Genomic DNA, 23,542 nt, shown 5'->3' on the forward strand with positions numbered 1-23,542 from the left:
CGGTACGTCATTTCGTCAGTCCGAGCAGCGCCGCGGTCAGACCGTAGTCGGGCCCGAAGTCCTGCATGTTTCCGGTTCGGCAGCCGTCTGCCTTCATCTGGATCCGCTCGCAGAACAGGCTCACCAATTCACCGCTGAGCGTGGTGCCGATGAGCGCGCTCAGCCGGACGTAGCCGTGCTCGCGGTTCATGATCCGGTCGACGTTCTGGAAGACCATCGGTGCGACGTCGACGATTTCGGTGATGCCGTACGCGTTGTCGCGCAGCTGCTGGGTGACGTTGGTCAGCCCGGCCAGGCTGCCGGCCAGCTGATCCTGATGCTGGGCCAGGGTGGTGCTGGTGTTGTTCAGGAAGTCGTTGATCTGATTCAGCGTTGCCTCCAGGCCGGGCGACTGATCGGCGAGCAGGCCGGTCATCTGGGTCATCCGGTTGCTGAAGTCGCGCACCGACTGGTCGTTGTCGGCCAGCATCGTGGTCAGCTCGTTGAGCTTGATGATGATGTTGGAGACCGCGTCCTTGTTGTCCACGCCGACCTTCAGCGCGCCGGACAGCGCGTTGAGCGTGTCCCGCATCTTCTCGCCGTTGCCGTTCACCATCGGGTACAGCACCCGGCCGGACAGCGGGCCGATGCCCTCGGAGCCCGGTTCCGGCTTGAGCGCGGCGGCGAACTGGTCGATGGTCTTGATCATCGTGTCGAGTTCGACCGGCGTCTTGGTCTTGGCCAGCGGCAGGTGCGCACCGTCGGCCAGGGTGTCGCCCCTGGTGTAGACGGGGGTGAGCTCGACGTGCCGGTCGGTCACGATGGACGGCGAGATGATCGCGGCCATCGCGTCTTTCGGGATCTTCACGTCGTTGTTGATCGACATGTGCACCTCGATGTAGGTGCTCTTCGGCACGATCTTGTCGACCTTGCCCACGTCGAGCCCGAGCACGGTGATCGGGTTGCCCTCGTAGATGCCGGCGATGTTCTCGAAGTCGGCGGTGACCTGAATCGTCTGGCCGAGCGCGTTGTTCACCGAACTCGGCACCAGCGAGCAGCTGCCGACGGCCAGTGCCGCCGCGCTGACCACGAGCATTTTGGCGATGGTCCGTACCTTGACGGCCTTCGGGAAGGTCATCCCTGGCACCCCTCTATGACTTGGGCGAAGCACAGCCAGTTGTCCGGGAAGATCCACGGCAGTCCGACGCTGCCGTACGGTCCATTGCCACCCCAGGAGTTGGCCAGGTAGCGCACGGTCGGCGGCATCAGCGACAGCAGCCGATCGAGGTTGTCCTTGTTCTTCTGCAAGCCCTCGGACATGGTGTTGAGCTGCTCGATGGTCGGGCCGAGCTGGTTGTCGTTCTGCGCGCCGATCTCCTGCAGCTGCCTGGTCAGCGACGCGACGTTGTCGAGCAGCTGCCGCAGCAGGCCCTGGCGTTCCATCACCCGGTTGGCGATGGCCTCACCCTGGGTGATCACCAGCAGCACGCTGTTGCGGTTGTCGCCGAGGATCTGGGTGACCCGGTTCAGGTCCTTGAGCAGGCTGTCGACCTCGGCCTTGCGGGTGTCCATCACCTTGGCCAGCGCGCCGACGCTGTCCAGCGCCTGCGCCATCAGCTGCGGGGAGTCACCCATCTGCTGGTTGATCAGGTTCAGCGACTCGGACAGCTTCTTGGTGTCGAGCGCCTCGAACTTCGGCGTGCCCTCCTGCACCACGTCGGCCAGGTTGTACGGAACCGCGGTGTTGGACACCGGGATTCGGCCGCCCTTGAGGCCGGAGCCGTCGCCGGGGTCCAGGTCGACGTAGCGGGCGCCGAGCAGCGTGGCCATCTTGATCGAGGCGTGCGCGTCGGGACCGAGCTTCACACCGTTGTTGATACTCAGCGTGAGCAGCACGTGGTCGCCCTCGAGCTTCGCGCCGTCGACCCGGCCGCTGGTCACGCCGGCCACGTTGACCCGGTCGCCGACCTTGATCCCGGCGGCCTGCACGAACTCGGCCTTGATGCTCTGCTCACCGACGCCGATCAGCTTGACCAGGCCGGACGCGAGCAGCAGCACCACGATCAGCGCACCGCCGAGGATGCCGAGCCAGAAGTAGCGGTTGGCGGCGAATCTCGCCTTCAGCTTCGTCATCATGGGCGGCACACCGCCGAGTGCGAAGTGCCACCGATCTGGGAGAACAGACCGCGGGGGAACAGCACGCCGTAGAGCGAGACGTCCAAACCGCAGAGGTAGGCGTTGGCGTAACCGCCCTCCTCGGTGTGCCTGCCCGCCGCCGAGATGATGTTCGGCAGGTCGATCGCGGCCTGATCCAGCTTGGCGCCGTTGGCGAGCAGCAGGGTCAGCGCGGCGCTGGTGGAGTTCTGGGCGGCCTGCAGCTTCGGCTGGATCTGACCGACCATGTCCACCAGCGAGCTGGTGGCGTTGGCGATCTGCACCGTCGAGGTCTGCAGCGACTGCCCCTGTTCGTACAACCCGCCGATCAAGGCCCGGGTCTGGGTCACCAGGGTCTCCAATTCATCACCTCGTCTGGCCAACCCCGCCATCACACCGGAGAGGTTGGAGATCACATCGGACAGGATCGCATCCCGGCGCTGGAAGTCGGTCGCCAGTTGCGCGGCCTGAACGATGAACGCGCTCAACGAGACTCCGTCACCCTGCAACGCCTGGATGAAGGTCTCGGACAGGCGGTTCACTTGTTCGGGCTGCAACGCCTGGAACAGCGGCTGAAAACCGTTGAGCAGGCCCGAGACGTCGAACGACGGTTCGGTCCGGTCCAGCGGGATCGACGCGTTGTTCTTCAGCTGCACCGGGCCGGAGGACTTGCCCGGGGCCAGCGCGACATAGCGCTGGCCGATCAGGTTCTGGTAGCGGACCAGGGCTTTGGTGTCGTCGAACAGGGTTTGATCCCGCTGCACGACGAAGGTCACCTTGGCCACTTGCTTTTTCGACTTGGCGTCGCGGGTCAGCTCGATCTTCTCGATCTTGCCGACCCGCACGCCCGCCATCCGGACGTCGTCGCCCTCGTGCAGGCCGAGCACGTCGGAGAAGGTCGCCGAGTAGGTGTTGGTGTCGCCGTTCACGATGCGCGCCAACGTGTTCCACACGACGACCGTGACCAGAATCGAAACGATCGCGAAGATACCGAACCCGATCAGCGGTTTGCGAATGCTCATCGGCTGACCCGGTTTTCGGCCACGTGCATGGTCCCGCCCTTCAAAATCGAGCTCAGCAGCAGATATTCGGCTGTGGTCGGCTGGCGGCCGAGCAGCTGTGCGATCGCCGCGTCACCCTTGTAGGAGATCTCGCCGGCCGAGGGGATGCCCGCCGGTGCGGCGGCCGGGGCGACCGGTGCCGGAGCGGGCGCCGGGGCCTGCGGTTGACCGAGGCCGGGCAGCATCGGGAACAGACCCTCGAGCGGCGTGCCCGCGAACGGACGGGGCGCGCTGGGCACGAGGGCGTCGGCGGGCCGCGAGTCCGGGGTGGTGACGCCGGGGATCAGCGGCAGGCCGGGCATCGGCACCACCGGCGGCAGACCGGCCGCCGACTCGAGCGCGCGCGGCTTCAGGTTGTCCGGCAGCGGCGGCAGCTCGTTCACCGCGGGGGCGGTGGCACAGCTGGGTCCGGCCAGCTCGTCGTAGCGCGGGCAGTCGGCCACCGTGTACGGCTTGTACGGGGTGAGCGTGATGCCCGCGTCCCAGACCTGCTGTTGCTGCGGGCCCCAGGTGAAGGTGGAGTCCATCCGCCGGGTCATCTCGCTGAGGTTCAGGATCGTCCGGGTGATCGCGCTCGGGTCCGCCGCCACCGCGCCGAACATGTCGCTGGTGCCCGTGGTCACCTGCTTGCCCACGTCGCCGTTGCGGGCGAACAGATCGTTCACCGTGTCGACCGTGCTGCCCGCCCCGGTGATCAGCGCGACCAGCTCGCTGCGCCGGTCGGCGATGGTGCGCGCGGTCTGCACCGAGGTGCCGAGCACGTCCAGCAGTTCCGGCGAGGATTCGTTCAGCGCGTGGAACGAGGTGGAGAAATCACCCAGCATCACACCGAGATTCGGGATCGAGTCGTCGACCGACTGCAACCAGCGGTCGAGCCGCTCGATGGTCGAGCCGGGCATCCGGCCGCTGCCGTCGAGCGCCTGGGACAGCGTGCCCAGCACCCGGCCGAACTGCATCGGATCGATCCGGTCGAGGATGTTGCGCACCGTGGTGAGCGTGTCCTGCAGCGCGAGCGTGCCCTTGCTGCGGTCTTCCTCGATGATCGAGCCCTCGTGCAGGTACTGGTCCGCGGGGCCGTTGAAGACCAGCTCGACCGAAGTGACGGCGAACAGGTTGCTCGGCACCACCCGGGCGGTGACGTTGGCCGGCACGCCCTTGGCGAACTCCGGCTTCACCTCGATCTGCACCTTCTGCAGCTCGCCCTTGGCCGCGACCTCGACCTCCTTGACCGCGCCGACCAGCACGCCGCGGAACTTGACGTCGGCCTGCGACGGCAATCCGTCACCGGTGGTGGTCAAGTTGGCGGTGACGTTCACCTTCTCGACGAAGTAGCCCTTGTAGCGCAGGGTCAGGAAGCCGAGCACGAGCGCGAGCACGATCAGGCCGGCCAGACCGGCCACGATCAACTGACGCATCGTGGGCCCGCGCCCACTGGGATCGATGATCATCTGGTGCTACCCCGAGATCCTGATGCCGGGGTTGATGCCCCAGATCGCCAATGTCATGAACAGGTTCGCGAAAACAACTGCGATGATGCACACCTTGATCGCGCGGCCGGCCGCGACGCCGACGCCTTCCGGACCACCGGAGGCGAAGAAGCCGTAGTAGCACTGGATGAACGTGGTGATCGCGACGAACAGGATCGCCTTGAGCAGCGAGTAGATCACGTCCGTCGGCACCAGGAATTGGTAGAAGTAGTGCTGGTAGGTGCCGCTCGCGGTGCCGCCGATCAGCTGCACGGTCAGCGAGCAGGAGATGTAGGCCATGGCCAGGCCGAGGCAGTACAGCGGGATGATGGCGACCATGGCCGCGAACATCCGGGTGCTGATCAGGTAGGGCAGCGGCCGGATCGCGATGGACTCCAGCGCGTCGATCTCCTCGGAGATGCGCATGGCGCCCAGTTGCGCGGTGAACCGGCAGCCCGCCTGCGCGGCGAACGCGATCGTGGCGAGCAGCGGCCCGAGTTCACGCGTGGTGGCGAAGGCGGAGATGGCGCCGGTGATCGGGCTGAGCCCCAGCAGGTTCAGCGAGTTGTAGCCCTGGATGCCGACGGTCATGCCGCCGAACGCGCTCAGGATGACCACGACGCCGATGGTGCCGCCGCCGACGACCAGGTTCCCGTTGCCCCAACTCACGTCGGAGAGCAGCCGCCACACTTCCTTGGGATAGTGCTTGAGCGCCAACGGAATCGAGCCGATCGAGCGCAGCAGGAAGAAGACCTGGTGGCCCAGCCTGGCGAGCAGATCGATCGGCGCGTTCGCGGTTTTGCGAAGCTGCTGGAACGGCCGCAGCAGCGGGGGAACATAAGTCGACGACACTCAGACCACCTGTGACGGGAACAGTGCGTTGTACACCTGGGTGATGACGAGATTCACGCCGAACAACATGATGGCGGAACTCACCACCGCGGAATTCACCGCGTTGGCCACGCCGCCGGGACCACCGCGCGCGTTCAATCCGTTGTCGCAGGCGATGATTGCCGCGAGCAACCCGAAAATCAGCGATTTGACCAGTGCGACAAAGAGATCGGTAGTAACCGCGAACGACGAGAAGGTGCCGATGTAGGAACCCGGCGTACCGTTCTGCGCGAAAATGTTGAAGATGTAACCGGTCAGGAATCCGACGAAAACGACGAAGCCACAGAGCAGCACACTGACCAGCATCGCCGCGCCGAGCCGGGGGGCGACCAGCCTGCGCATCGGGTCGACGCCCATCACCTTCATGGCGTCGATCTCTTCGCGGATGGTGCGCGAGCCGAGGTCGGCGCACACCGCGGAGCCGACCGCGCCGGCGATCATCAGCGAGGTGACGAGGGGAGCGCCCTGCTGGATGATGCCGAGGCCGTTGGCCGCGCCGATGAACGAGGTGGCGCCGACCTGGCCTGCGATCGAGCCGACCTGGATGGAGACGATGACGCCGATCGGGACGGCGACCAGCAGCGTGGGCGCGGCGGAGACGCTGGCCATGAACGCGCACTGGCGGACGAACTCGTTGAACGGGAAGCGGCGCCGGAAGATTGCGATGAACAACTCGGCGACCGCGGCGATCCCCATGGTGATCTGGCGGCCGAAGGTCTCCAGCGAAGCCTTCGGATGGTCGGCCCAGTAACCCTTGGTCCAATCGACCGCATCACTCATCCGTGATCCTGTTGGAGGACTCTTGGTCGACTGCACTGGCTAACCCCTCTCGACGCCGGTTGGCTGCCCCGACGACTTGTTTGCTTGACGCACCTTACTACGTAGTAAGCCAGAACACACCACCCTCCTGTGATTGCAGTCATAGACGACGGTCACTGTGTCCTAAACGCTATGGCGGCGGCCACTGGCATTGGGTCAGCGCCCAAAACCGAGGGTGGTTTGTCTGGAACAAGTTACAGGTCAGCACGATGAATCGGCCGCCCAGACATGATCATCACACTAATTTATTCGGAAAGAGTTCATTCAAAATCGCATTTGTTTCCGGAACCGAACAGAACGGGCTGTACTACTGTTCGAGGACAAACTCGAAACGGGCAACGGTCATTTTCATAGCCGGTTGCTATTATTACAAATAAGAGACGAATTCGTCCTTATGTCTAAAATGGGGTCAAGGCTCGCCCGCCGTGGACACCCCGCAGTAGATGACGCGCCCGGGCCCGAATACTGACACGATGGGTGCGACAGATTGATATCGTGCGGGCTTCCGACGTCTGGAGGGACATGTTCAGCAAACTCGCCAAGGTGGCCACCGCCGCCTTCGCCGTAGCCCTCGGTGCGGCGCTACTCGGGACGGGCGCGGGGGCCGCTCAGGCCGATCCCGGCCCGCCGGTTCTGGGCGGCGGTTCCGGCATCATCATCGACAACCAATTCGAATGCACCGTCACCACGGTCGGCCACGACAACGCGGGCCGCCTCGTCGGCTTGACCGCCGGCCACTGCGGTGATCCCGGTGCCGAGGTTTTCGCTGAGTCCAACCGCGGCGCCGGCGTGATCGGCCGGTTCGTCTACTCCAACCATGATCTGGACTACGCCGTCATCCAGTTCGAGCCGGGCAAGATCATTCCGGTGAACCGGGTCGGCAACGTCACGATCACCGGGCTCGGCGCTCCGGCGGCGTTCCCGAACATCGTGTGCAAGGAAGGCCGGACCACCGGCAACACCTGCGGCATCAGCTGGGGCGACGTGTTCGGGTCGAACATGGAGACCTGGAGCCAGATGTGCGTGGTCGAGGGCGATTCCGGCGCGCCGGTCGTCATCGGCTCCACCCTGGTCGGCATGGTGAACGCCTACCTCGCCATGGCCTGCTTCGGCCCCGAGGTCGGCACCAACATGAGCACGATCATGGACGACATCAACGCGCGCGGCGGCGTTGGTGCGGGGTACATGCCTATTTAGCCGTCTCACCAGACACGCGAAGTGAGCGGGCGCCCGGATTCGAACCGGTTGCGCCCGCTCATTTCTCGTTTATGCCGTCGGTTTCTCGGTCTGCGCCGGGGCCAGCGCGGGACCGGCAACGCCGCACTGCGGCAGGCAGTCGACGCTGTCCAGGCTGGCTGGTCGGCGCGGCTGGCGCAGCAGCGCGGCCGCGAGCAGCGAGCCGGCGATCAGCAGGCCGACGCAGATCCACATGGCCGTGCCGAAACCGGCGTTGAAGGCGACGGGATCGCCGAGGGCGCCGGAGATTCCGGCCAGACCCGGCAGCGCCGCGACGGCGAGCAGCTGCGCGGTCCGCGCGACGGCGTTGTTCACCCCGGACGCGATGCCCGCCTCGCTGGACGGCACCGCGCCGAGCACGGCCCCGGTCAGCGGCGCGACCAGTGCGGCGAGACCGAAGCCGAAGACGAGCACGCCGGGCAGGACGTCGGTGAAGTAGACAGTGTCCGGGCCGATGCGCAGCAGCAACACCAGACCGCCCGCGGCGAGCAATGGACCGATGGTCATCGGAATGCGCGGCCCGTGCATTTGCGCCCAGCGCCCGGCCGGCGCCGAGAGCACCAGCATGATCAGCGTGATCGGCACCGTCGCCACTCCCGACATCAGCGGTGAATAGCCCGCCACCAACTGCAATTCCAGCACGAGCAGGAAGAAGACGCCGCCGAGCGCCGCGTAGACCGCGAGCGTGACCAGGTTGGCCGCGGTGAACACGCGGGAGGCGAACAGCACCGGCGGCACCAGCGGATGGTCGCTGCGCAGCTCGATCACCACGAACGCGGTGAGCAGCAGCACGCCGGCCACCAGCAGCAGCGGCATGGTCTCGATCAGGCCGAAGGTCAGGGCGCCGAGCGCGAGCGCGACCACCACCGCACCCGGCACGTCCAGCCGCGCCTTGGCGTTCGGATCATGGCTCTCCGGCACGTGTTTCAGCGCGACCAGCACCACGACCAGGGTGAGCGGCACATTGATGAAGAAGATGGAGCGCCAGCCGGCCAGCTCGATCAGCCAGCCGCCGAGGAACGGCCCGAACGCGCCGGCCACCCCGCCGAAGCCGGACCACAGGCCGATCGCCGCGCCTTGATCGCGGCGATCGATGGACGAGGAGATCAGCGCGAGACTGCCCGGCGTCAGCATGGCGCCGGCCACACCTTGCAGGATGCGGGCGAAGACCAGCATCTCGATGTTCATCGCCGCGCCGCACAGCACCGAGGCCAGGGCGAAACCGATGGTGCCCCAGACGAACACCTTGCGCCGGCCGAGCCGGTCGCCGAGCGAGCCGCCGAGCAGGATGAACGAGGCCAGGGTCAGCGTGTACCCGTTCAACGTCCATTGCAGCCCGGCCACGTCGGTGTCGAGGGACTCGCCGATTCGCGGCAGCGCGATGTTCACCACGGTCGCGTCGAGCGAGGCCACCGACGAACCGAGGATGGTGGCCAGCAGAATCCAGCGGCCGGTGGCCGATTTCAGCCGGGGAAGATCAGTCGTGCTCACCGGCTCAACTTAGCCGTCCGGCGCCCGGTTGCCCGGGAGTTCACCGTTGGGCGAATGTGTCAGATCACCGCCGGGGCGGGCAGTCAGATCTCCTGCACACAGACGACGAAGTGGCGCTGCTCGTAGACGTATCCGGTGCCGCTGCCGCAGACGTTCACGTCGTCCGCGCCGTCCACCCGCTTGACCACCTTGACGCCCTTGACCGGCGCGGCGCCGGTGCAGTCGATCCGCTTGGGATCGTCGCCGCCGACGTCCATGCAGCCGCCGACCACCCAGTCGATGTCCAGGCAGTACGCGCCCTGCTCGATGCCGTTGAGCGTCTCGGCGTAGTAGTTGTCGGCGTCGCCCACGCACTGGGTGCTCTTCGGCGCCTTGCCGATCACCTTGTAGTTGGCCGCGCGGCTGCCGCAGGACGCCTTGGTGATGGTGGCGTTGGAGGTGGTGCCGCCGAGCGTGACGCAATCGCCCTCGTTGGCCTGGAAGTCGGTGTTGCCGCCCTTGCTGGTCGGCGTCGGCTTGCCGGTGGTCGGCCGGCCGGACGACGGCTTCGGCGTGCTGGTGATCGAGACGGCGTTGATGGTGCCGTTGTCCACCGCGGGCTGCGCGTGACCGCTGACCGTCGAACTACAGCCGACCAGCGCGAGCGCGGCCGCCGCGACGAATGACGCAAACGCGACACGACCCCAGGTCAGTTGACCAGACACGAAACAGTCCTCCCGAGCTGTCACGCTCCGAACTCACGCCCCCGTAAGAATCCGAAGTAAACAAGATAAAGCTGCGCTTGCAAATACACGCCATGCATACACCATCGAACGCGCACACGTCGACTCGACCGTGCGGCCTCGCGCAGTCGCGACTCGCAAGCGCGCTATGGAATCGAGGTTCCAGCAACCGATCTGAGTACAGTGGGGTTTCAGAGTTCGAGAGGAGTTGCCCGTGAAGCTGATCAGCGTGATCGTCTGCTCGGCCGCCGCGGTACTTGCCTCTCTGTGGTTGCCCGGTGTCGCCTCAGCTACCGATGTGCATTGCACTTCGGAAAAGGGGACCGACATCACCGTCATCGACGGCCGCACCGCCTGCCGGGCCGCCACCGACCTGCTCGGCCAGGCGAAATCCTTCGGCATCGACGGTGTCGGCTACGCGAACGCCACCGCGGGAGCCACGGCGATCGGCGTCGGCGTGCGCGGCGGCGTCGGCGCCAGCAACGGGGCAGGCGGCATCCCGATCGCGGTCGGCGTCGGCCAGGACGCGATCGCCCTCAGTTCCATTGACCGCGACGAGGTTTCGCAGAGTCCCGGGGTGCCGATCGTCGCGGTTTCGGTCGCGCTCGACGGGTCGAGGGCGAGCGCGCAGACCGTCGAACGCTCCGTGGTCTGCCTGGGTGGCGGGGCCTTCGCCTGGAATTCGCGCACGGGTGACACCTGCCTCAGCACCCCTTTCGGCCGCTGGCAGACCCCGGTACACCAGCTACCCTGAGGAACGCACCCGCGATCGGTGGTCAGGTCAGGAGGTGACCCCATGGTTTCGGCAATGGCAACGGGCGGCTTCGATGCCGCCGACCCGGCCGACGGCAAGCTCGCCGCGCCCAAGGAAATGCTGGTCGACCCGCGGTTCATCCGCCTGGCCGATCAATTCTTCGGCATGTTCACCCAGCCGAACCGCGGCGGCGGCGCCCTGGCCGTCTATCTCGACGGCAAGCCCGTGGTGGACATCTGGGGCGGCTGGGCGGACAAGGATCGGCGCTGGAACGGCGACACCGTCGCGCTGACCTTCTCCACCGGCAAGGGCGTCGCCTCGACCGTGGTGCACCGGCTGGCCGAACGCGGGTTGATCGACTACGACGCACCGGTCGCCCGGTACTGGCCCGAATTCGCCGCGCACGGCAAGGACGACATCACCGTGCGCGATGTCCTGTCCCACCGCGCGGGCCTGCACCGGGTGCGCGGCCTGGTCCCCGGGCGCGAGGGCATCCTCGACTACGACGCGGTGATCAAGACGCTGGCCGACAGCCCGCCGGACCCGCGCCGCATCCGCACCTCCGGGTATCACGCGATCACCTTCGGCTGGCTGGTCGCCGAGATCGTGCAGCGGGTCACCGGCGATTCGTTCGTCGACGTGGTGCGCCGGGAGATCGCCGAGCCGCTCGGCCTGGACGAATTCTGGTTCCGGGTGCCGGAATCCGAGCGCTACCGGATCGCCAAGATCTTCCCGCACCTGAGCCCGCCGGGCATCCGCTGGAACACCGCCTCGTCGGTGCTGTCCTGGGTGCGCCCGATTCGCGGGCTGGCCGAGGCAGGCATGCCGGAGAGCTTCGACGAGCTGGTCCGCGACCCACGGGTGCACGACGCGGTGATGCCCGGCTGGAACGGCGTCTTCTCGGCGCGCGCGCTGGCCAGGATGTACGGCGCGCTGGCCAACGGCGGACAGGTCTTCGGGCCGCGCCCCGGCGGCGCCGAGCCCGTGCGGTTCCTCCGGCCGGAGACGATCGAGACGATCAACCAGGTGCAGCCCGCCGAGAGCCGCGACTACGTGCTCGGGCTGCCGCTGCGATTCACCCTCGGCTATCACCGCCCGGTGCTGATGTCCAAGCAGCAGCCGCGAAAGGCGTTCGGCCACTACGGCGTCGGCGGGTCGGGCGCCTACGCCGATCCGGAGCTCGGCATGTCCATCGCCTTCGTCACCAACCGGCTCGGCAACGCGGTGACCGCGCTCGGCGACGCCCGGCTGGCCCGGTTGGCCGCGACCGCGCGCAATACCGTGCGCCGGGCCAAGCCCGCGGTGGTCGTCGACGAGACGGATTCCTGACTCGCGTCGAACCGACGGCCCGGTGAGTTCGTACCTATAGATATGGACGTGGGCACAGCCGAGCCGCGCGCAGGCACCGCACCGCGCGCACCGCGGCTGTTCGTGCTGCACGCGCTGGCCGCGGGCATCGACTTCGACCGGTACTTCCGCTGGCGCCGGTCGCGCGACGGCGATCCGTTCTTCGTCCGCTTTCCCGGCTTCGGGTCGGGACTGTTCACCGGAACGGCCGCGGGGGCGCGCGAGCTGTTCCGCGCGCCGATCGACGCGCTCGAACCGCCGCAGCCCAATCCGATCGAGCCGCTGGTCGGCCCGACCTCGCTGATCCTGGCCGCGGGCGAGCGGCATCGCCGCGATCGCGCGCTGCTCGCCCCGGCCTTCCATGGTGCGCGGATCCGGGTATACGGGGACATCATCCTGGACTCGGTGCGGCAGGAACTGGCCGGCGGCACCGACGGGAGCGGCCAGGCCTGGCGACCGGGCGTCCGGATCGATTCGCGCGCGGCGGCCAGGGCGATCACCCTGCGGGTGATCCTGGAGGCGGTGTTCGGCGTGGACAGCCGCGAGCGCCGGGCCGAATACAGCACGGCGGTCGGCGAATTCCTCACCGCGTTCTCCGGGCCGCTGCTGCTGGTGCCGCTGCTGCGGCACGGACTGTTCGGGCAGGCGCCGTGGGATCGGTTCGTCGCGGCCCGCGCGCGGCTGGACCGGCTGATCCTGGACGACATCGCGCACCGGCGCACCGGCACCGGCGAATTGGCCACCGACATCCTCGGCATGTTGCTGAGCACGCGCTATGACGACGGCACCGCGATCACCGATGCCGAGCTGTGCGAGCAACTGCGCACGCTGCTGGTGGCCGGCCACGAGACCACCGCGACCACGCTGGTCTGGGCGCTGTTCCACCTGCACCGGGAACCGGCCACGCTGGACCGGCTGCGCGCGGAGTTGCGCGCGGCCGGACCCGAGGTCAGCCCGGTCGAGCTGGCCCGGCTGCCCTACCTGGACGCGGTGTGTCAGGAGACGCTGCGCCTGCATCCGGCGGTGCCCATCGTGGTGCGCAGGCTGACCGCGCCGTTCACGCTGCGCGGCGTGCCGCTCGCCGCTGGCGACACGATGGGGGTCGCGGTGCCGTTGCTGCACTCGGACCCACAGGTGTGGCCGGACGCGCGGCGGTTCCGGCCGGAGCGGTTCATCGAGCGCAAGTACGGGCCGTTCGAGTTCGCGCCGTACGGGGGCGGGCATCGGCGCTGCGTCGGGGCCGCGCTGGCGGACTACGAACTGCGAATCGCGTTGGCTACCATCGTGAACCAGGTGCGGTTGCGGCTGCCCGCGCGGTATGCGAACGGCCGTGCGCCGATGTCGGTGCCGCACAACATAGCAACCGGTCCGCATCGCTCGATTCCGTTCGTCGTCGAGGGTGATTTACATCACGAAGGCGTTTGACGGCGGCGCCACAGCGACCGACCAGCGGCATCGATCCACACACCGGACTCGCCGACGTGACCGGTACCTTTCGGGAAGCCGGACAACGGTCACCGGGTTATGTGACGGCTACCACACCGGACGGTCTGAACGAATCATTTTGAAACGCAACTGGCTTCGGGCCGCACCGGGACGGTAGGAAGGATGAGGGTCGGGCCGTCAATACCCGTGGGGTGAGCTCTGCCTGCTCCACGCCGATGAGAGATCTCGGGTCACGCGTGCGTCCGCACGGGTGTGCCGAGAGATGGAATGGACGAGAAACCTATGCATGTCGCTTCGCACACCGGGTCGCTACCTGCCCATCGCAGGGGAGCTCAGCTAACCCGCAGGCTGCGGGCTGGCGCCCTGTTGTCCGCGACGATCGCGGCGGGCGTCCTGCTGGTCGCCCCCGCCGACGCGGAGCCGTTCCCGTTCGGCTCCGGATCGGCCGGTTCCGCTCAGGATCCGGCGCCGCAGCAGCCGAATTTCGCGCCGCCGTCGATCAACATCGCCGACGGCGAGGAGGTCGGTGTCGCCCAGCCGATCATCATCAACTTCAAGGACCCGGTGCCCGATCACGGCGCCGCGGAGAAGTTCATCAAGGTCACCTCGTCGAAGGCCGCGCCGGGCCACTTCTACTGGCGCGGCGACAAGCAGGTGCGCTGGCGGCCGAACGAGTTCTGGCCGGACAACACCGACGTGACGGTCGAGGCGGGCGGCACCCGCAGCGCCTTCCGGATCGGCGACGCGTTCGTCAGCACCGCCGACGACAACACGCACACGATCACCATCACCCGCAACGGTGAAGAGGTGAAGACGATGCCGACCTCGATGGGCAAGACCAAGCACGAGACGCCGAACGGCACCTACGTGGTCGGCGAGCAGCTGCGCAAGATGATCATGGATTCGTCCACCTACGGGGTGCCGACCACCGACCCCGAGGGCTACAAGCTCGAGGTCGAGTACGCGACCCGGATCTCCAACAGCGGCATCTTCGTGCACGCCGCGCCGTGGTCGGTCGGCCAGCAGGGCGTCTCCAACTCCAGCCACGGCTGCCTCAACGTGAGCACCGAGAACGCCAAGTGGTTCATGGAGAACTCGCGCAAGGGCGACCCGGTGGTCATCGTGAACACCAAGGGCGGCTCGATCGGCACCAGCGACGGCCTGGCCGGCGACTGGAACGACTAGCCTTCCCGCACAACCGAAGACACGTCATCGAGCCGAACATTACGATCAATTAGCTGATTTGCTGATCGTGATGTTCGGCTTCTTGATTCACTGGGCGCGTGCTCGAGAAGTTCAGCGTTCGTCCGGACAGCGTTAACCGACTGTTTGCTCCTGTCCGTAGAGTGCGCGACGTGCGAGCTAAGCCGGAACGAGTACTACCCCAACCGCGCGGACGCGGTTTGCGGAACCGGCCCTGGCAGGACTACGTCCTGTTCTTGATCTTGGTAGTACCCAATCTCGCGCTGCTGACACTGTTCGTCTACCGGCCGTTGATCGACAACATCCGGCTCTCGTTCTTCGACTGGAACATCTCCGACCCGGTGGCCACCTTCATCGGGGTGGACAACTACACCGAGTGGTGGGGCCGGTCGGACTCCTGGGACATCGTCACCAACACGCTGGTGTTCACCCTGGCCGCGGTGGTCGGCAGCATGGTGCTCGGCCTGGCGCTGGCCATGCTGCTGGACCGGAAGCTGTTCGGCCGCAACGTGGTCCGCTCGGCGATCTTCGCGCCGTTCGTCATCTCCGGCGCCGCCATCGGCGTGGCCTTCCAGTTCATCTTCGATCCGAGCTTCGGCCTGGTCCAGGACGTGCTGGGCCGGCTCGGCGTGGACAACGTGCCGGACTTCTACCAGAACCCGCACTGGGCGCTGTTCATGGTGACGGTGACCTACATCTGGAAGAACCTCGGCTACAGCTTCGTCATCTATCTGGCCGCGCTGCAAGGGGTTCGGGCCGAGCTGATGGAGGCGGCCGAGATGGACGGCGCGAGCCGCTGGACCACCTTCACCAAAGTGTTGCTGCCGCAGCTGCGCCCGACCACGTTCTTCCTGTCCATCACGGTGCTGCTGAATTCGTTGCAGGTCTTCGACATCATCAACGTGATGACCCGCGGCGGGCCGCTCGGCACCGGCACCACCACGATGGTCTACCAGGTGTACGAGGAAACCTTCCGTAACTTCCGCGCCGGGTACGGCGCGACCGTGGCCACCATCATGTTCGTGGTGCTGTTGGTGGTCACGCTGGTGCAGGTTCGCGTCATGGATCGGAATGAGCAGTGAAAAGCGCAGGCGCTGAAACGAATTCCTACCAGCGGCGCCAGCGCGGGGTGAAGCTGCTCGGCTATGCCGCCATGGTGTGCGTGCTGATCATCGTCGGCGTTCCGCTGTTCTGGATCATCATCACCTCGGTCAAGGCCCGCCCGGACATCTACGTGCAGCCCGCGGTGTACTGGCCGCACAGCTTCCATCCGGAGAACTATCAGGACGCCACCACCAAGCTGCCGTTCTGGACCTTCTTCCGTAATTCGGTGATCGTCACGGCGGTCATCTCCGCAGTGAAGTTCGTGCTCGGCGTGCTCAGCGCGTACGGGCTGGTGTTCCTGCGCTTCCCCGGTAAGTCGGTGGTGTTCCTGGTGATCATCGCGGCCCTGATGGTGCCCAACCAGATCACCGTGATCTCCAACTACGCGCTGGTCGCCCAGCTGGGCTGGCGAAATACCCTGGTGGGCATCATCGTTCCGCTCTGCGGCGTCGCCTTCGGCACCTTCCTGATGCGCAACCACTTCCTGTCGCTGCCGTCGGAGGTCATCGAGGCCGCCCGGATGGACGGCGCGAACTGGTGGCGGCTGCTGGTCAAGGTGGTGCTGCCGATGTCAGGGCCGACCATGGTCGCGTTCGCCGTGGTCACGCTGGTCAACGAGTGGAACGAATACCTCTGGCCGTTCCTGATGGCCGACGGTCCCGAGGTCGCCACGCTGCCGGTCGGCCTGACCCTCTTGCAGAACACCGAGAATCCGAGCGTCACCAACTGGGGGCCGGTGATGGCGGGCACGCTGCTGACCATGCTGCCGATTCTCGTGGTGTTCCTGCTGCTGCAACGCCACATGATCAAAGGCCTCACCTCTGGTGCGGTCAAGGGTTAGATACAGGAGAAACCACGTGTCCACTAATCGATTCCCCGCGCTGTCCCGGCGCGGATTCATCGGGCTGGCCGGCGCCGTCGCCGCGGGCGCGGCGCTGACCGCGTGCGCGGGCAGCGGCGGTGGCGCCAAGCAGTCCGGCGACGCCAACACCATCAACTTCTGGTCCAACCACCCCGGCAGCTCGAAGGATCAGGAAGCCGAGCTGATCAAGCGCTTCCAGGAGAAGTTCCCCGAGCTCAAGGTCAATCTGATCGACGCGGGCCGCAACTACGAAGAGGTGGCGCAGAAGTTCAACGCGGCGCTCACCGGCGGCGAGCTGCCCGATGTCGTTGTGCTGTCCGATGTCTGGTGGTTCAACTACGCGCTCAACGGCACCATCGAGCCGCTGGACGGGCACTTCGGCGACGCCGGGGTGAAGCTGGACGACTACGTCGACTCGCTGGCCGCGGACTACCTGTTCAACGGCAAGCACTACGCGCTGCCGTACTCCCGCTCGACGCCGCTGTTCTACTACAACAAGGACGTCTGGGCGAAGGCAGGCCTGCCGGACCGCGGCCCGAACAGCTGGCCCGAGTTCGACGAGTGGGGCCCGAAGATCCAGGCCGTGGTCGGCGACGGCAAGCTCGCGCACGGCTGGGGCGACGCGAAGAACTACCTGGCCTGGACCTTCCAGGGCCCGAACTGGACCTTCGGCGGCGCGTACTCGGATCAGTGGAAGCTGAAGTTCACCGAGCCCGGCTCCATCACCGCGGCCCAGTTCCTCCGGGACATGATCCACACCAAGAAGTACGCGGGCATCAAGCCGCAGATCGCCGTCGACTTCGGCACCGGCGTGATCGCCTCGACCATCGCCTCCACCGGTGACCTCAAGGGCATCAAGCAGAACGCGGAAGGCAAGCTGCAGTTCGGCACCGCGAACCTGCCGCACCCGAACGGCCCCGGCGTCACCACCGGCGGCGCCGGGCTCGCGATCCCGGCGAAGATCTCCGATCAGCGGAAGGTGAACGCGCTCAAGTTCATCGAGTTCATCACCAACGCCACCAACACGGCGTACTTCTCCCAGGCCACCGGGTACATGCCGGTGCGTAAGTCGGCGGTGACCGATCCGAGCGAACAGGACTTCCTGGCGAAGAACCCGAACGCGAAGGTCGCCATCGACCAGCTGCCGCTGACCAAGTCGCAGGACTACGCCCGGGTATTCGTGCCCGGCGGCGACCAGATCATCGGCACCGGGCTCGAGCAGATCGGGCTGCAGAACGCCGACCCGGCAACGGTTTACGCCAATGTCACCAGTCAGCTGCAGGCCATCATCGACCGGCAGATCACCCCGAAGCTGCCCAAGTAACACCCGCATCCGGTGGCGGCCGCCGCGCGTGGCCGCCACCGTGAGTTTCACACGAGGAGATCGACGCCCATGGCCACAGTGCAGTTCGACGGTGTGACGCACCTGTATCCCGGTGCGCCGACACCCGCCGTCGACAGCCTGGACATCGACATCGCCGACGGGGAGTTCATCGTGCTCGTCGGCCCGTCCGGCTGCGGCAAGTCGACCAGCCTGCGCATGCTGGCCGGGCTGGAATCGGTGGAGGCGGGCCGAATCCTGATCGGCGGCAAGGACGTCACCGCGCTGCCGCCGCGGGCGCGCGACGTGGCGATGGTGTTCCAGAGCTACGCGCTGTACCCGAACATGACAGTCGCGGAGAACATGGGCTTCGCGCTGCGCAACGCAGGCATGAGCAAGGCCGACACCCTGGTCCGGGTGCAGGAGGCGGCGAAGATGCTGGAGCTCGAGCAGTTGCTCGACCGCAAACCGGCGAAACTGTCCGGCGGACAACGGCAACGGGTCGCGATGGGCCGGGCGATCGTGCGCAGGCCGCAGGTGTTCTGCATGGACGAGCCGCTGTCCAACCTGGACGCGAAGTTGCGGGTCAGCACCCGGTCGCAGATCGCGGCGCTGCAGAAGCGGCTCGGCACCACCACGGTGTACGTCACCCACGATCAGGTGGAGGCGATGACCATGGGCGACCGGGTCGCCGTGCTGCTCGACGGCAAGTTGCAGCAGATCGCCGCGCCCCGTGAGCTTTACGACAACCCGGTGAACACCTTCGTCGCCGGATTCATCGGCTCGCCGGGGATGAACCTGCTGGAGGCGCCGGTGCGCGACGGGGTCGCGGTGCTCGACGATCTGCGCATCCCGGTGCCGCGCACGGCGGATACCGGCGATCGGGTGATCGTCGGGATCCGGCCGGAATCGTGGGAGGTGACCACCGACGAAGGTGGGCTCACCGTCGCCGCCGAGCTGCTCGAAGAGCTGGGCTCGGAGTCGTTCGTCTACAGCCACGGCGTGGCTGCGGACTGGAACAGCCGCTCCGGCAAGGTAGTTGCCCGGGTGGACCGCCGCTTCCAGGTCGCGCTCGGCGATCAGCTGCGCCTGCGGCCCAAGCTCGACGACGTGTTCTTCTTCGACGCGACGACCGAGGAACGCCTGCGCTGAGGCGTCCCTCGGTCCGCCGGACCTACCAGATCTTGACCCGCTCGGCCGGATCCAGGTACAGCGCGTCGCCCGGGTTCACCGCGAACGCCTCGTGGAAGCTGTCGATATTGCGAACCACTGCGTTGCAACGGAATTCGGGCGGCGAGTGCGGGTCGACGGTGAGCCGGCGGATGGCCTCCTCGGTGCGGGCCTTGGTCCGCCAGACCTGGGCCCAGCCGTAGAAGACGCGTTGCAGGCCGGTGAGGCCGTCGATCTCCGCGGGCTCGTTGCCGTCCAGCGAGATCTTGTAGGCCTGTAGCGCGATGGACAGCCCGCCCAGGTCGCCGATGTTCTCGCCGATGGTGAATTCGCCGTTGACCGTGTGCTCGTCGGGCAGGTCCTTCGGCGAGAGCACGTTGTACTGCTCGATCAACGCCTTGGTGCGCTTACCGAATTCGGTGCGGTCGTCGTCGGTCCACCAGTCGACCATGTTGCCGTCGCCGTCGTACTTGGCGCCCTGGTCGTCGAAGCCGTGGCCGATCTCGTGGCCGATCACCGCGCCGATGCCGCCGTAGTTGGCGGCGTCGTCGGCGTTCATGTCGAAGAACGGCGGCTGCAGAATCGCGGCGGGGAAGACGATCTCGTTCATGCCGGGGTTGTAGTAGGCGTTCACCGTCTGCGGCGTCATGAACCATTCGTCGCGGTCCACCGGGCCGCCGAGCTTGTTCAGGTCGCGATCGTGGTCGGCGGCGTAACCGTTGCGGTAGTTGCCGACCAGGTCGGCCGGGTCGATCCGGACGTCGGAGTAGTCGCGCCACTTGTCCGGGTAGCCGATCTTCGGGGTGAACTTCTCCAGCTTGGCCAGCGCGGCCGCCCTGGTGTCCGGACCCATCCAGTCCAGCTGGGCGATGTTGCGGCGGTAGGCCTCCTGGAGGTTTTCCACCAGCTCCACCATCCTGGCCTTGGCGTCCGGCGGGAAGTGTTCGGCCACATACAGTTTGCCGACGGCCTCGCCGAGCAGGTCCTGCACCAGCGAGACGCCGCGCTTCCAGCGCTCGCGGATCTCCTCGGCGCCGGTCAGCGTGTGCCCGTAGAAGGCGAAGTTCTCCGCGATCAGCTCGTCGGTGAGATACGGTGCGCGCGCACGCAATACCCGCCAGGCGGCCCAGGCCTGCCAGTCCGCCAGCGACTCCTCGGTCCACACGCGGCCGAAGGTGTCCAGGTAATCCGGCTGCCGGACCACGACTTCGGCGAGCACCTCGGGACCGGACGCGGACACGTTCTCGGCCAGCGCGGAAGCCCAGGCCGCCCAGTCGAACTCGGGGTGCGCGGCGACCAGCTCGTCGAAGGTGGTCAGGTTGTAGCTGAGCTCGGCGTCGCGGCGGCGCACCACATCCCAGTGGCCCGCGGCCAGCTTGCGCTCCAGCTCGAACACCCGCTGCCCGACGGTGTCCAGGTCCTGCGGCAGCAGGTCGGCGATCCGCGGATCCGCCGCGGCGATGGCGAACATGCGGCCGATGTGCGCGATGTATTCGGCGCGGATCTCGGCGGATTCGTCCTGCCGGTAGTACGACTCGTCGGGCAGGCCGAGGCCGGACTGGGTGGCGTGCACCAGGTAGCGGGTGGAGTTCTTGTCGTCGGTGTCCACGTAGAAGTTGACCGCGCCGCCGACGCCGGTGCGCTGCAACGAGCCGAGCAGCGCGGCGAACGCGCTGCGATCGGCGACCTGGTGGATCGCGGCGAGCTCCGCCGAGATCGGGGCCAGGCCGGCCGCGGCGACGGTCTCGGTGTCCATGAAGCTGGTGAACAGATCGCCGATCTTGCGGGCATCGGTGCCCGGCTCGGCGGCTTGGGCGGAGGCCTGCTCGATGATCACCTGGACGTCGAGTTCGGCCTGGTCGTAGAGCGTACGGAAGGCGCCGTCCACCGCGCGGTCGGCCGGTATGTCGTAGTCGTCCAGCCATTTGCCGTTGACATGCGCGAACAGGTCGTCCTGCACCCGTACGGCCTGGTCAAGGTAGGACAGATCAATACCGGAGGGACTGTTCAGCTCGGAAGTCACGCTGTCCAGTATGCCGACGCGCACAGAAATCGGCCCCCGACTGCGGACAGCCGGGGGCAACGGTCATGGATTTGGCAGTGCGTCGATCAGGCGGTGAGCGCGACGCGATCGAACTCGCCGTCGCGGGCGCCGAGCAGGAAGGCGTCCCACTCCTGCGGGGTGTAGCCGAGAACGGTGCTGCCGTGCTGGAGGGTGGTGTGCCCGTCGGCGGTGGTGTGCGCGATCAGCGCGCCGGACGTTCGTCCGGGCGCGCGCAGGCTGTCGAGGAACGTGGTCCACTCCCGGGCGGTGACGGTGATGATGGGTTCGTCGGCGGGGTGGTTGGCTGGATTGCGGCGGTACTTGCTGTCCCGGATGAGCACCGCGTCCCCATCGAAGCGGACCTCGACACATTGGTTGCCGTTGTTCGATCGAGTCGACCGGAACCAGTCGGTGCGAACCGACCGGGAAGTAGCGGTGGTGGCCATGGGCCGGATTTTACACTCGGGCATACGTCCTGATCAGGGTCGATGATGCGACACGGTCCAGCGACTGCTCCTGCGCGCGCACGTAGGCGAAGCTCAGATCGCGGACCAGTTCCGGGTCGTCGACCGCCCCGCCGAATACCGCGCTCTCCGCCCAGCCGAAGGTCGGGAGCTGCTCGCCGGCGAAATCGATCAGGTGAAAACTCGACCCGCCGAGCACCGCGCCCGCGGTGGCGGCGAACGGGATGACCCGCACCTCGATGGTGTCCAGCTGGTCGATCAGTTCGGCCAGATGAGTCAACTGCGCGCGCAGCACCTCCGGGCCGCCGGTCTGCTGCAGCAGCGTGCCCTCGCCGATCACCGCGGTCAGCTCGACCGGTTCCGTGCCGCGCAACCGTTCCTGGCGGCGCATCCGGATCGCGACCAGCTGGTCCACCTGCACCGGACGGATCATCACGTCGGAGCTGATCAGCGCGCGGGCATAGTCCTCGGTCTGCAACAGGCCGGGCACCACGAGGCTGTCGTAGCTGCGGATGCTCTGCGCGCCGTATTCCATGCCGTAGAGGCGCTGCAATTCCGGGCCGATCAGCGCGGACGATTTGGTCCACCAGCCGCGCTGCTTGCTGGCCTCCAGCAGGGCGAGCAGCTCCGCGCGCTCCTCGGCCTCCACCTCGAGCAGCTCGAGCACCGGGCCGATGGTGTTGCCGGTGAGCACGCGGCGGCCCTTCTCCACATGCGACCAGTTGGCCGGGGTGAAGCCGACCCGCTTGGCGAAGCCCGCCGAATCGAAGCCGCGCTGTTCGCGCAGCTCACGCAGCCGCAACACCAGTTCCCAGCGGGCAACGGTAGGCGAGACGGGTGCCATGACAGGCGATCGTACGCGGGGTCGACTCACCGGCGTGTGACTATTGTCAACCCAGTTGTGCGGCATTAGGGTCGGGTTTCAGCGGTCGATTCTCTCCCCCCTTCACGCGATCCACCCGCATCGAGGCGAGGAACGTCATGAGTTTGTCCCGCACTGAATCAGGCAGTTATCCCGCGTCTTCCGATTACACGACGATGCAGGACGCCATCGCCCGCTGCCGCCGATATCGTAAGGACCACGGCCTATACGGAGTCGTGGATCCCGCGCTGGGCCGGATCATGCTGGAGGTGGGCGCGGTCGGGGCGGTCGTGATGCCCGCCGCGCTGGGCCGCCGGGTGCGCGCGTGGCTGACCGAGGCGGCGCCCGACGACCGGGCGGGCCCGATCATCGCGCATCCGCGTTCGGACCGGTGGACGTTCCTCACCGGTCCCACCGACAACTCGTATCTGGACACCGAACTGTTCGCCGAGCTGTTCCGGGTCTGTGCCTCGGTCGCGCTGCCCGGCAGTCATATCGTGCTGCCCTCGCCGACCGACGAGGGCAGCGGCTACCGCAAGTGGATTGCCGAGCCCGAGCGCGACTTTCGCCCGGAAATGGGCGACGTGCTGGCCGCTACCCGGGCTTGCGCGGCGGTCAGCGGGGAGTAGGCGCCGGCGGTGGGGTGAGGGTGACGCTGAACTTGTCCTCCAGTCGCTGATTCCATTCGCTCTCGCACTGGTCGATCTTGGACTGATCGCCGCCCGCCTTGTTCACGCAGTCGACGAAGTCCTTGCCGCCGCTGTTGACGAAGAAGCTGTAGCCCACGACGGTGACCACGATGGCGCCGATCAGGCCCAGCGCGCCGAGGATCAGGCCGGTGATCGCCATCCCCGCGCCGCCAGCCCGGCCGGAGCGGGTCTTCACCAGCGCGACGATGCCGAAGATGATGGCGAACGCGCCGAACAGGTAGCCGCCGACCAGCGTCCAGAAGCTCAGCAGCGCGATGATGCCCAGCACCAGCGCGGTGATCGCCAGGCCCTTGCCCTTCGGCGACTCCTGCCAGTACGCGGGCTGACCGGGCTGCTGACCGCCGGGTGGCTGGCCGTACCCGGGAGGTGGCGGATATTGGCCGGGAGGCGGGTATTGCGACATGGACTTCCTCTCCGTCGGTGCCTCGCGCCGCTC

At 67.0% G+C, this 23,542-nt stretch carries 22 protein-coding genes; 10 read left to right on the top strand and 12 right to left on the bottom strand.

Features of this window, described 5'->3' with window-relative positions; translation table 11 throughout:
• Nucleotides 1-7: 7 nt before the first annotated feature.
• From AB0M22_RS14385 to AB0M22_RS14410, 6 genes are read right to left on the bottom strand one after another with little or no spacing between them, the layout of a single operon-like run.
• The gene (locus AB0M22_RS14385; RefSeq protein ID WP_364725547.1) at nt 8-1,117 is read right to left on the bottom strand and encodes an MlaD family protein; all 1,110 of its coding nucleotides are present in this window, start codon (nt 1,115-1,117) and stop codon (nt 8-10) included.
• Nucleotides 1,114-2,112: an MCE family protein gene (locus AB0M22_RS14390; protein WP_364726924.1), complete on the bottom strand. Its 999-nt coding sequence runs from the start codon at nt 2,110-2,112 to the stop codon at nt 1,114-1,116. The genes AB0M22_RS14385 and AB0M22_RS14390 overlap by 4 nt, the downstream gene beginning before the upstream one ends.
• Nucleotides 2,112-3,155: an MCE family protein gene (locus AB0M22_RS14395; RefSeq protein ID WP_364725551.1), complete on the bottom strand. Its 1,044-nt coding sequence runs from the start codon at nt 3,153-3,155 to the stop codon at nt 2,112-2,114. Before AB0M22_RS14395 ends, AB0M22_RS14390 begins: the two co-directional genes overlap by 1 nt.
• Nucleotides 3,152-4,642 (bottom strand): MCE family protein, encoded by a 1,491-nt coding sequence (locus AB0M22_RS14400; RefSeq protein WP_364725554.1) that lies wholly within the window; start codon nt 4,640-4,642, stop codon nt 3,152-3,154. Before AB0M22_RS14400 ends, AB0M22_RS14395 begins: the two co-directional genes overlap by 4 nt.
• Nucleotides 4,643-4,648: 6 nt before the next feature.
• Nucleotides 4,649-5,512: an ABC transporter permease gene (locus AB0M22_RS14405; protein ID WP_150400427.1), complete on the bottom strand. Its 864-nt coding sequence runs from the start codon at nt 5,510-5,512 to the stop codon at nt 4,649-4,651.
• Nucleotides 5,513-6,331 (bottom strand): ABC transporter permease, encoded by an 819-nt coding sequence (locus AB0M22_RS14410; protein WP_191093763.1) that lies wholly within the window; start codon nt 6,329-6,331, stop codon nt 5,513-5,515.
• Between the two features lie 561 nt (nt 6,332-6,892).
• Between AB0M22_RS14410 and AB0M22_RS14415 the strand changes: the two genes are divergently transcribed.
• Nucleotides 6,893-7,567: a S1 family peptidase gene (locus AB0M22_RS14415; RefSeq protein ID WP_364725557.1), complete on the top strand. Its 675-nt coding sequence runs from the start codon at nt 6,893-6,895 to the stop codon at nt 7,565-7,567.
• A 69-nt stretch (nt 7,568-7,636) separates the two neighbouring features.
• On the opposite strand, the gene AB0M22_RS14420 is transcribed toward AB0M22_RS14415, so the two are convergent.
• Complete coding sequence (locus AB0M22_RS14420; RefSeq protein WP_364725560.1) at nt 7,637-9,097, bottom strand: MFS transporter; 1,461 nt, start codon at nt 9,095-9,097, stop codon at nt 7,637-7,639.
• A gap of 83 nt (nt 9,098-9,180) precedes the next feature.
• A complete protein-coding gene (locus AB0M22_RS14425) occupies nt 9,181-9,801 on the bottom strand; it encodes a hypothetical protein (protein WP_364725563.1) in 621 nt (206 codons plus the stop codon).
• 232 nt (nt 9,802-10,033) lie between these two features.
• On the opposite strand from AB0M22_RS14425, the gene AB0M22_RS14430 reads away from it, so the two are divergent.
• From AB0M22_RS14430 to ugpC, 8 genes are all read left to right on the top strand, one after another.
• Nucleotides 10,034-10,573 (top strand): DUF6764 family protein, encoded by a 540-nt coding sequence (locus AB0M22_RS14430; RefSeq protein ID WP_364725565.1) that lies wholly within the window; start codon nt 10,034-10,036, stop codon nt 10,571-10,573.
• A gap of 117 nt (nt 10,574-10,690) precedes the next feature.
• Nucleotides 10,691-11,902, top strand: coding sequence for a serine hydrolase domain-containing protein (locus AB0M22_RS14435; protein ID WP_364726927.1), 1,212 nt, complete (start codon nt 10,691-10,693; stop codon nt 11,900-11,902).
• Between the two features lie 48 nt (nt 11,903-11,950).
• Nucleotides 11,951-13,345: a cytochrome P450 gene (locus tag AB0M22_RS14440; RefSeq protein ID WP_364725568.1), complete on the top strand. Its 1,395-nt coding sequence runs from the start codon at nt 11,951-11,953 to the stop codon at nt 13,343-13,345.
• Between the two features lie 303 nt (nt 13,346-13,648).
• Nucleotides 13,649-14,551 carry a L,D-transpeptidase gene (locus tag AB0M22_RS14445; RefSeq protein WP_364725571.1) on the top strand — a complete coding sequence of 301 codons (903 nt, stop codon included), beginning with the start codon at nt 13,649-13,651 and terminating at the stop codon, nt 14,549-14,551.
• A gap of 170 nt (nt 14,552-14,721) precedes the next feature.
• Nucleotides 14,722-15,651 carry a sugar ABC transporter permease gene (locus tag AB0M22_RS14450; RefSeq protein WP_364725573.1) on the top strand — a complete coding sequence of 310 codons (930 nt, stop codon included), beginning with the start codon at nt 14,722-14,724 and terminating at the stop codon, nt 15,649-15,651.
• A gap of 71 nt (nt 15,652-15,722) precedes the next feature.
• Nucleotides 15,723-16,514, top strand: a complete 792-nt coding sequence (locus AB0M22_RS14455; protein ID WP_364726930.1) for a carbohydrate ABC transporter permease — start codon at nt 15,723-15,725, stop codon at nt 16,512-16,514.
• A 16-nt stretch (nt 16,515-16,530) separates the two neighbouring features.
• The gene (locus tag AB0M22_RS14460) at nt 16,531-17,859 is read left to right on the top strand and encodes an ABC transporter substrate-binding protein (RefSeq protein ID WP_364725576.1); all 1,329 of its coding nucleotides are present in this window, start codon (nt 16,531-16,533) and stop codon (nt 17,857-17,859) included.
• Nucleotides 17,860-17,928: 69 nt separating this feature from the next.
• Nucleotides 17,929-19,008, top strand: a complete 1,080-nt coding sequence (gene ugpC, locus AB0M22_RS14465; RefSeq protein ID WP_364725579.1) for a sn-glycerol-3-phosphate ABC transporter ATP-binding protein UgpC — start codon at nt 17,929-17,931, stop codon at nt 19,006-19,008.
• Nucleotides 19,009-19,030: 22 nt separating this feature from the next.
• Here the strand turns inward: ugpC and AB0M22_RS14470 are convergent, their stop codons facing one another.
• The 3 genes from AB0M22_RS14470 to AB0M22_RS14480 form a co-directional block, all read right to left on the bottom strand.
• Complete coding sequence (locus AB0M22_RS14470) at nt 19,031-21,049, bottom strand: M13 family metallopeptidase (RefSeq protein ID WP_364725582.1); 2,019 nt, start codon at nt 21,047-21,049, stop codon at nt 19,031-19,033.
• An 86-nt stretch (nt 21,050-21,135) separates the two neighbouring features.
• Nucleotides 21,136-21,516 carry a DUF397 domain-containing protein gene (locus AB0M22_RS14475; RefSeq protein ID WP_364725584.1) on the bottom strand — a complete coding sequence of 127 codons (381 nt, stop codon included), beginning with the start codon at nt 21,514-21,516 and terminating at the stop codon, nt 21,136-21,138.
• 10 nt (nt 21,517-21,526) lie between these two features.
• Nucleotides 21,527-22,378 (bottom strand): Scr1 family TA system antitoxin-like transcriptional regulator, encoded by an 852-nt coding sequence (locus tag AB0M22_RS14480; protein WP_364725587.1) that lies wholly within the window; start codon nt 22,376-22,378, stop codon nt 21,527-21,529.
• A 254-nt stretch (nt 22,379-22,632) separates the two neighbouring features.
• Between AB0M22_RS14480 and AB0M22_RS14485 the strand changes: the two genes are divergently transcribed.
• Nucleotides 22,633-23,025: a hypothetical protein gene (locus tag AB0M22_RS14485; protein ID WP_364725589.1), complete on the top strand. Its 393-nt coding sequence runs from the start codon at nt 22,633-22,635 to the stop codon at nt 23,023-23,025.
• On the opposite strand, the gene AB0M22_RS14490 is transcribed toward AB0M22_RS14485, so the two are convergent.
• Complete coding sequence (locus AB0M22_RS14490; RefSeq protein ID WP_364725592.1) at nt 23,012-23,509, bottom strand: DUF4190 domain-containing protein; 498 nt, start codon at nt 23,507-23,509, stop codon at nt 23,012-23,014. The genes AB0M22_RS14485 and AB0M22_RS14490 overlap by 14 nt on opposite strands.
• Between the last annotated feature and the right edge of the window lie 33 nt (nt 23,510-23,542).

It is taken from the genome of Nocardia sp. NPDC051756 (genome assembly GCF_040681495.1).
Taxonomy (GTDB): domain Bacteria; phylum Actinomycetota; class Actinomycetes; order Mycobacteriales; family Mycobacteriaceae; genus Nocardia.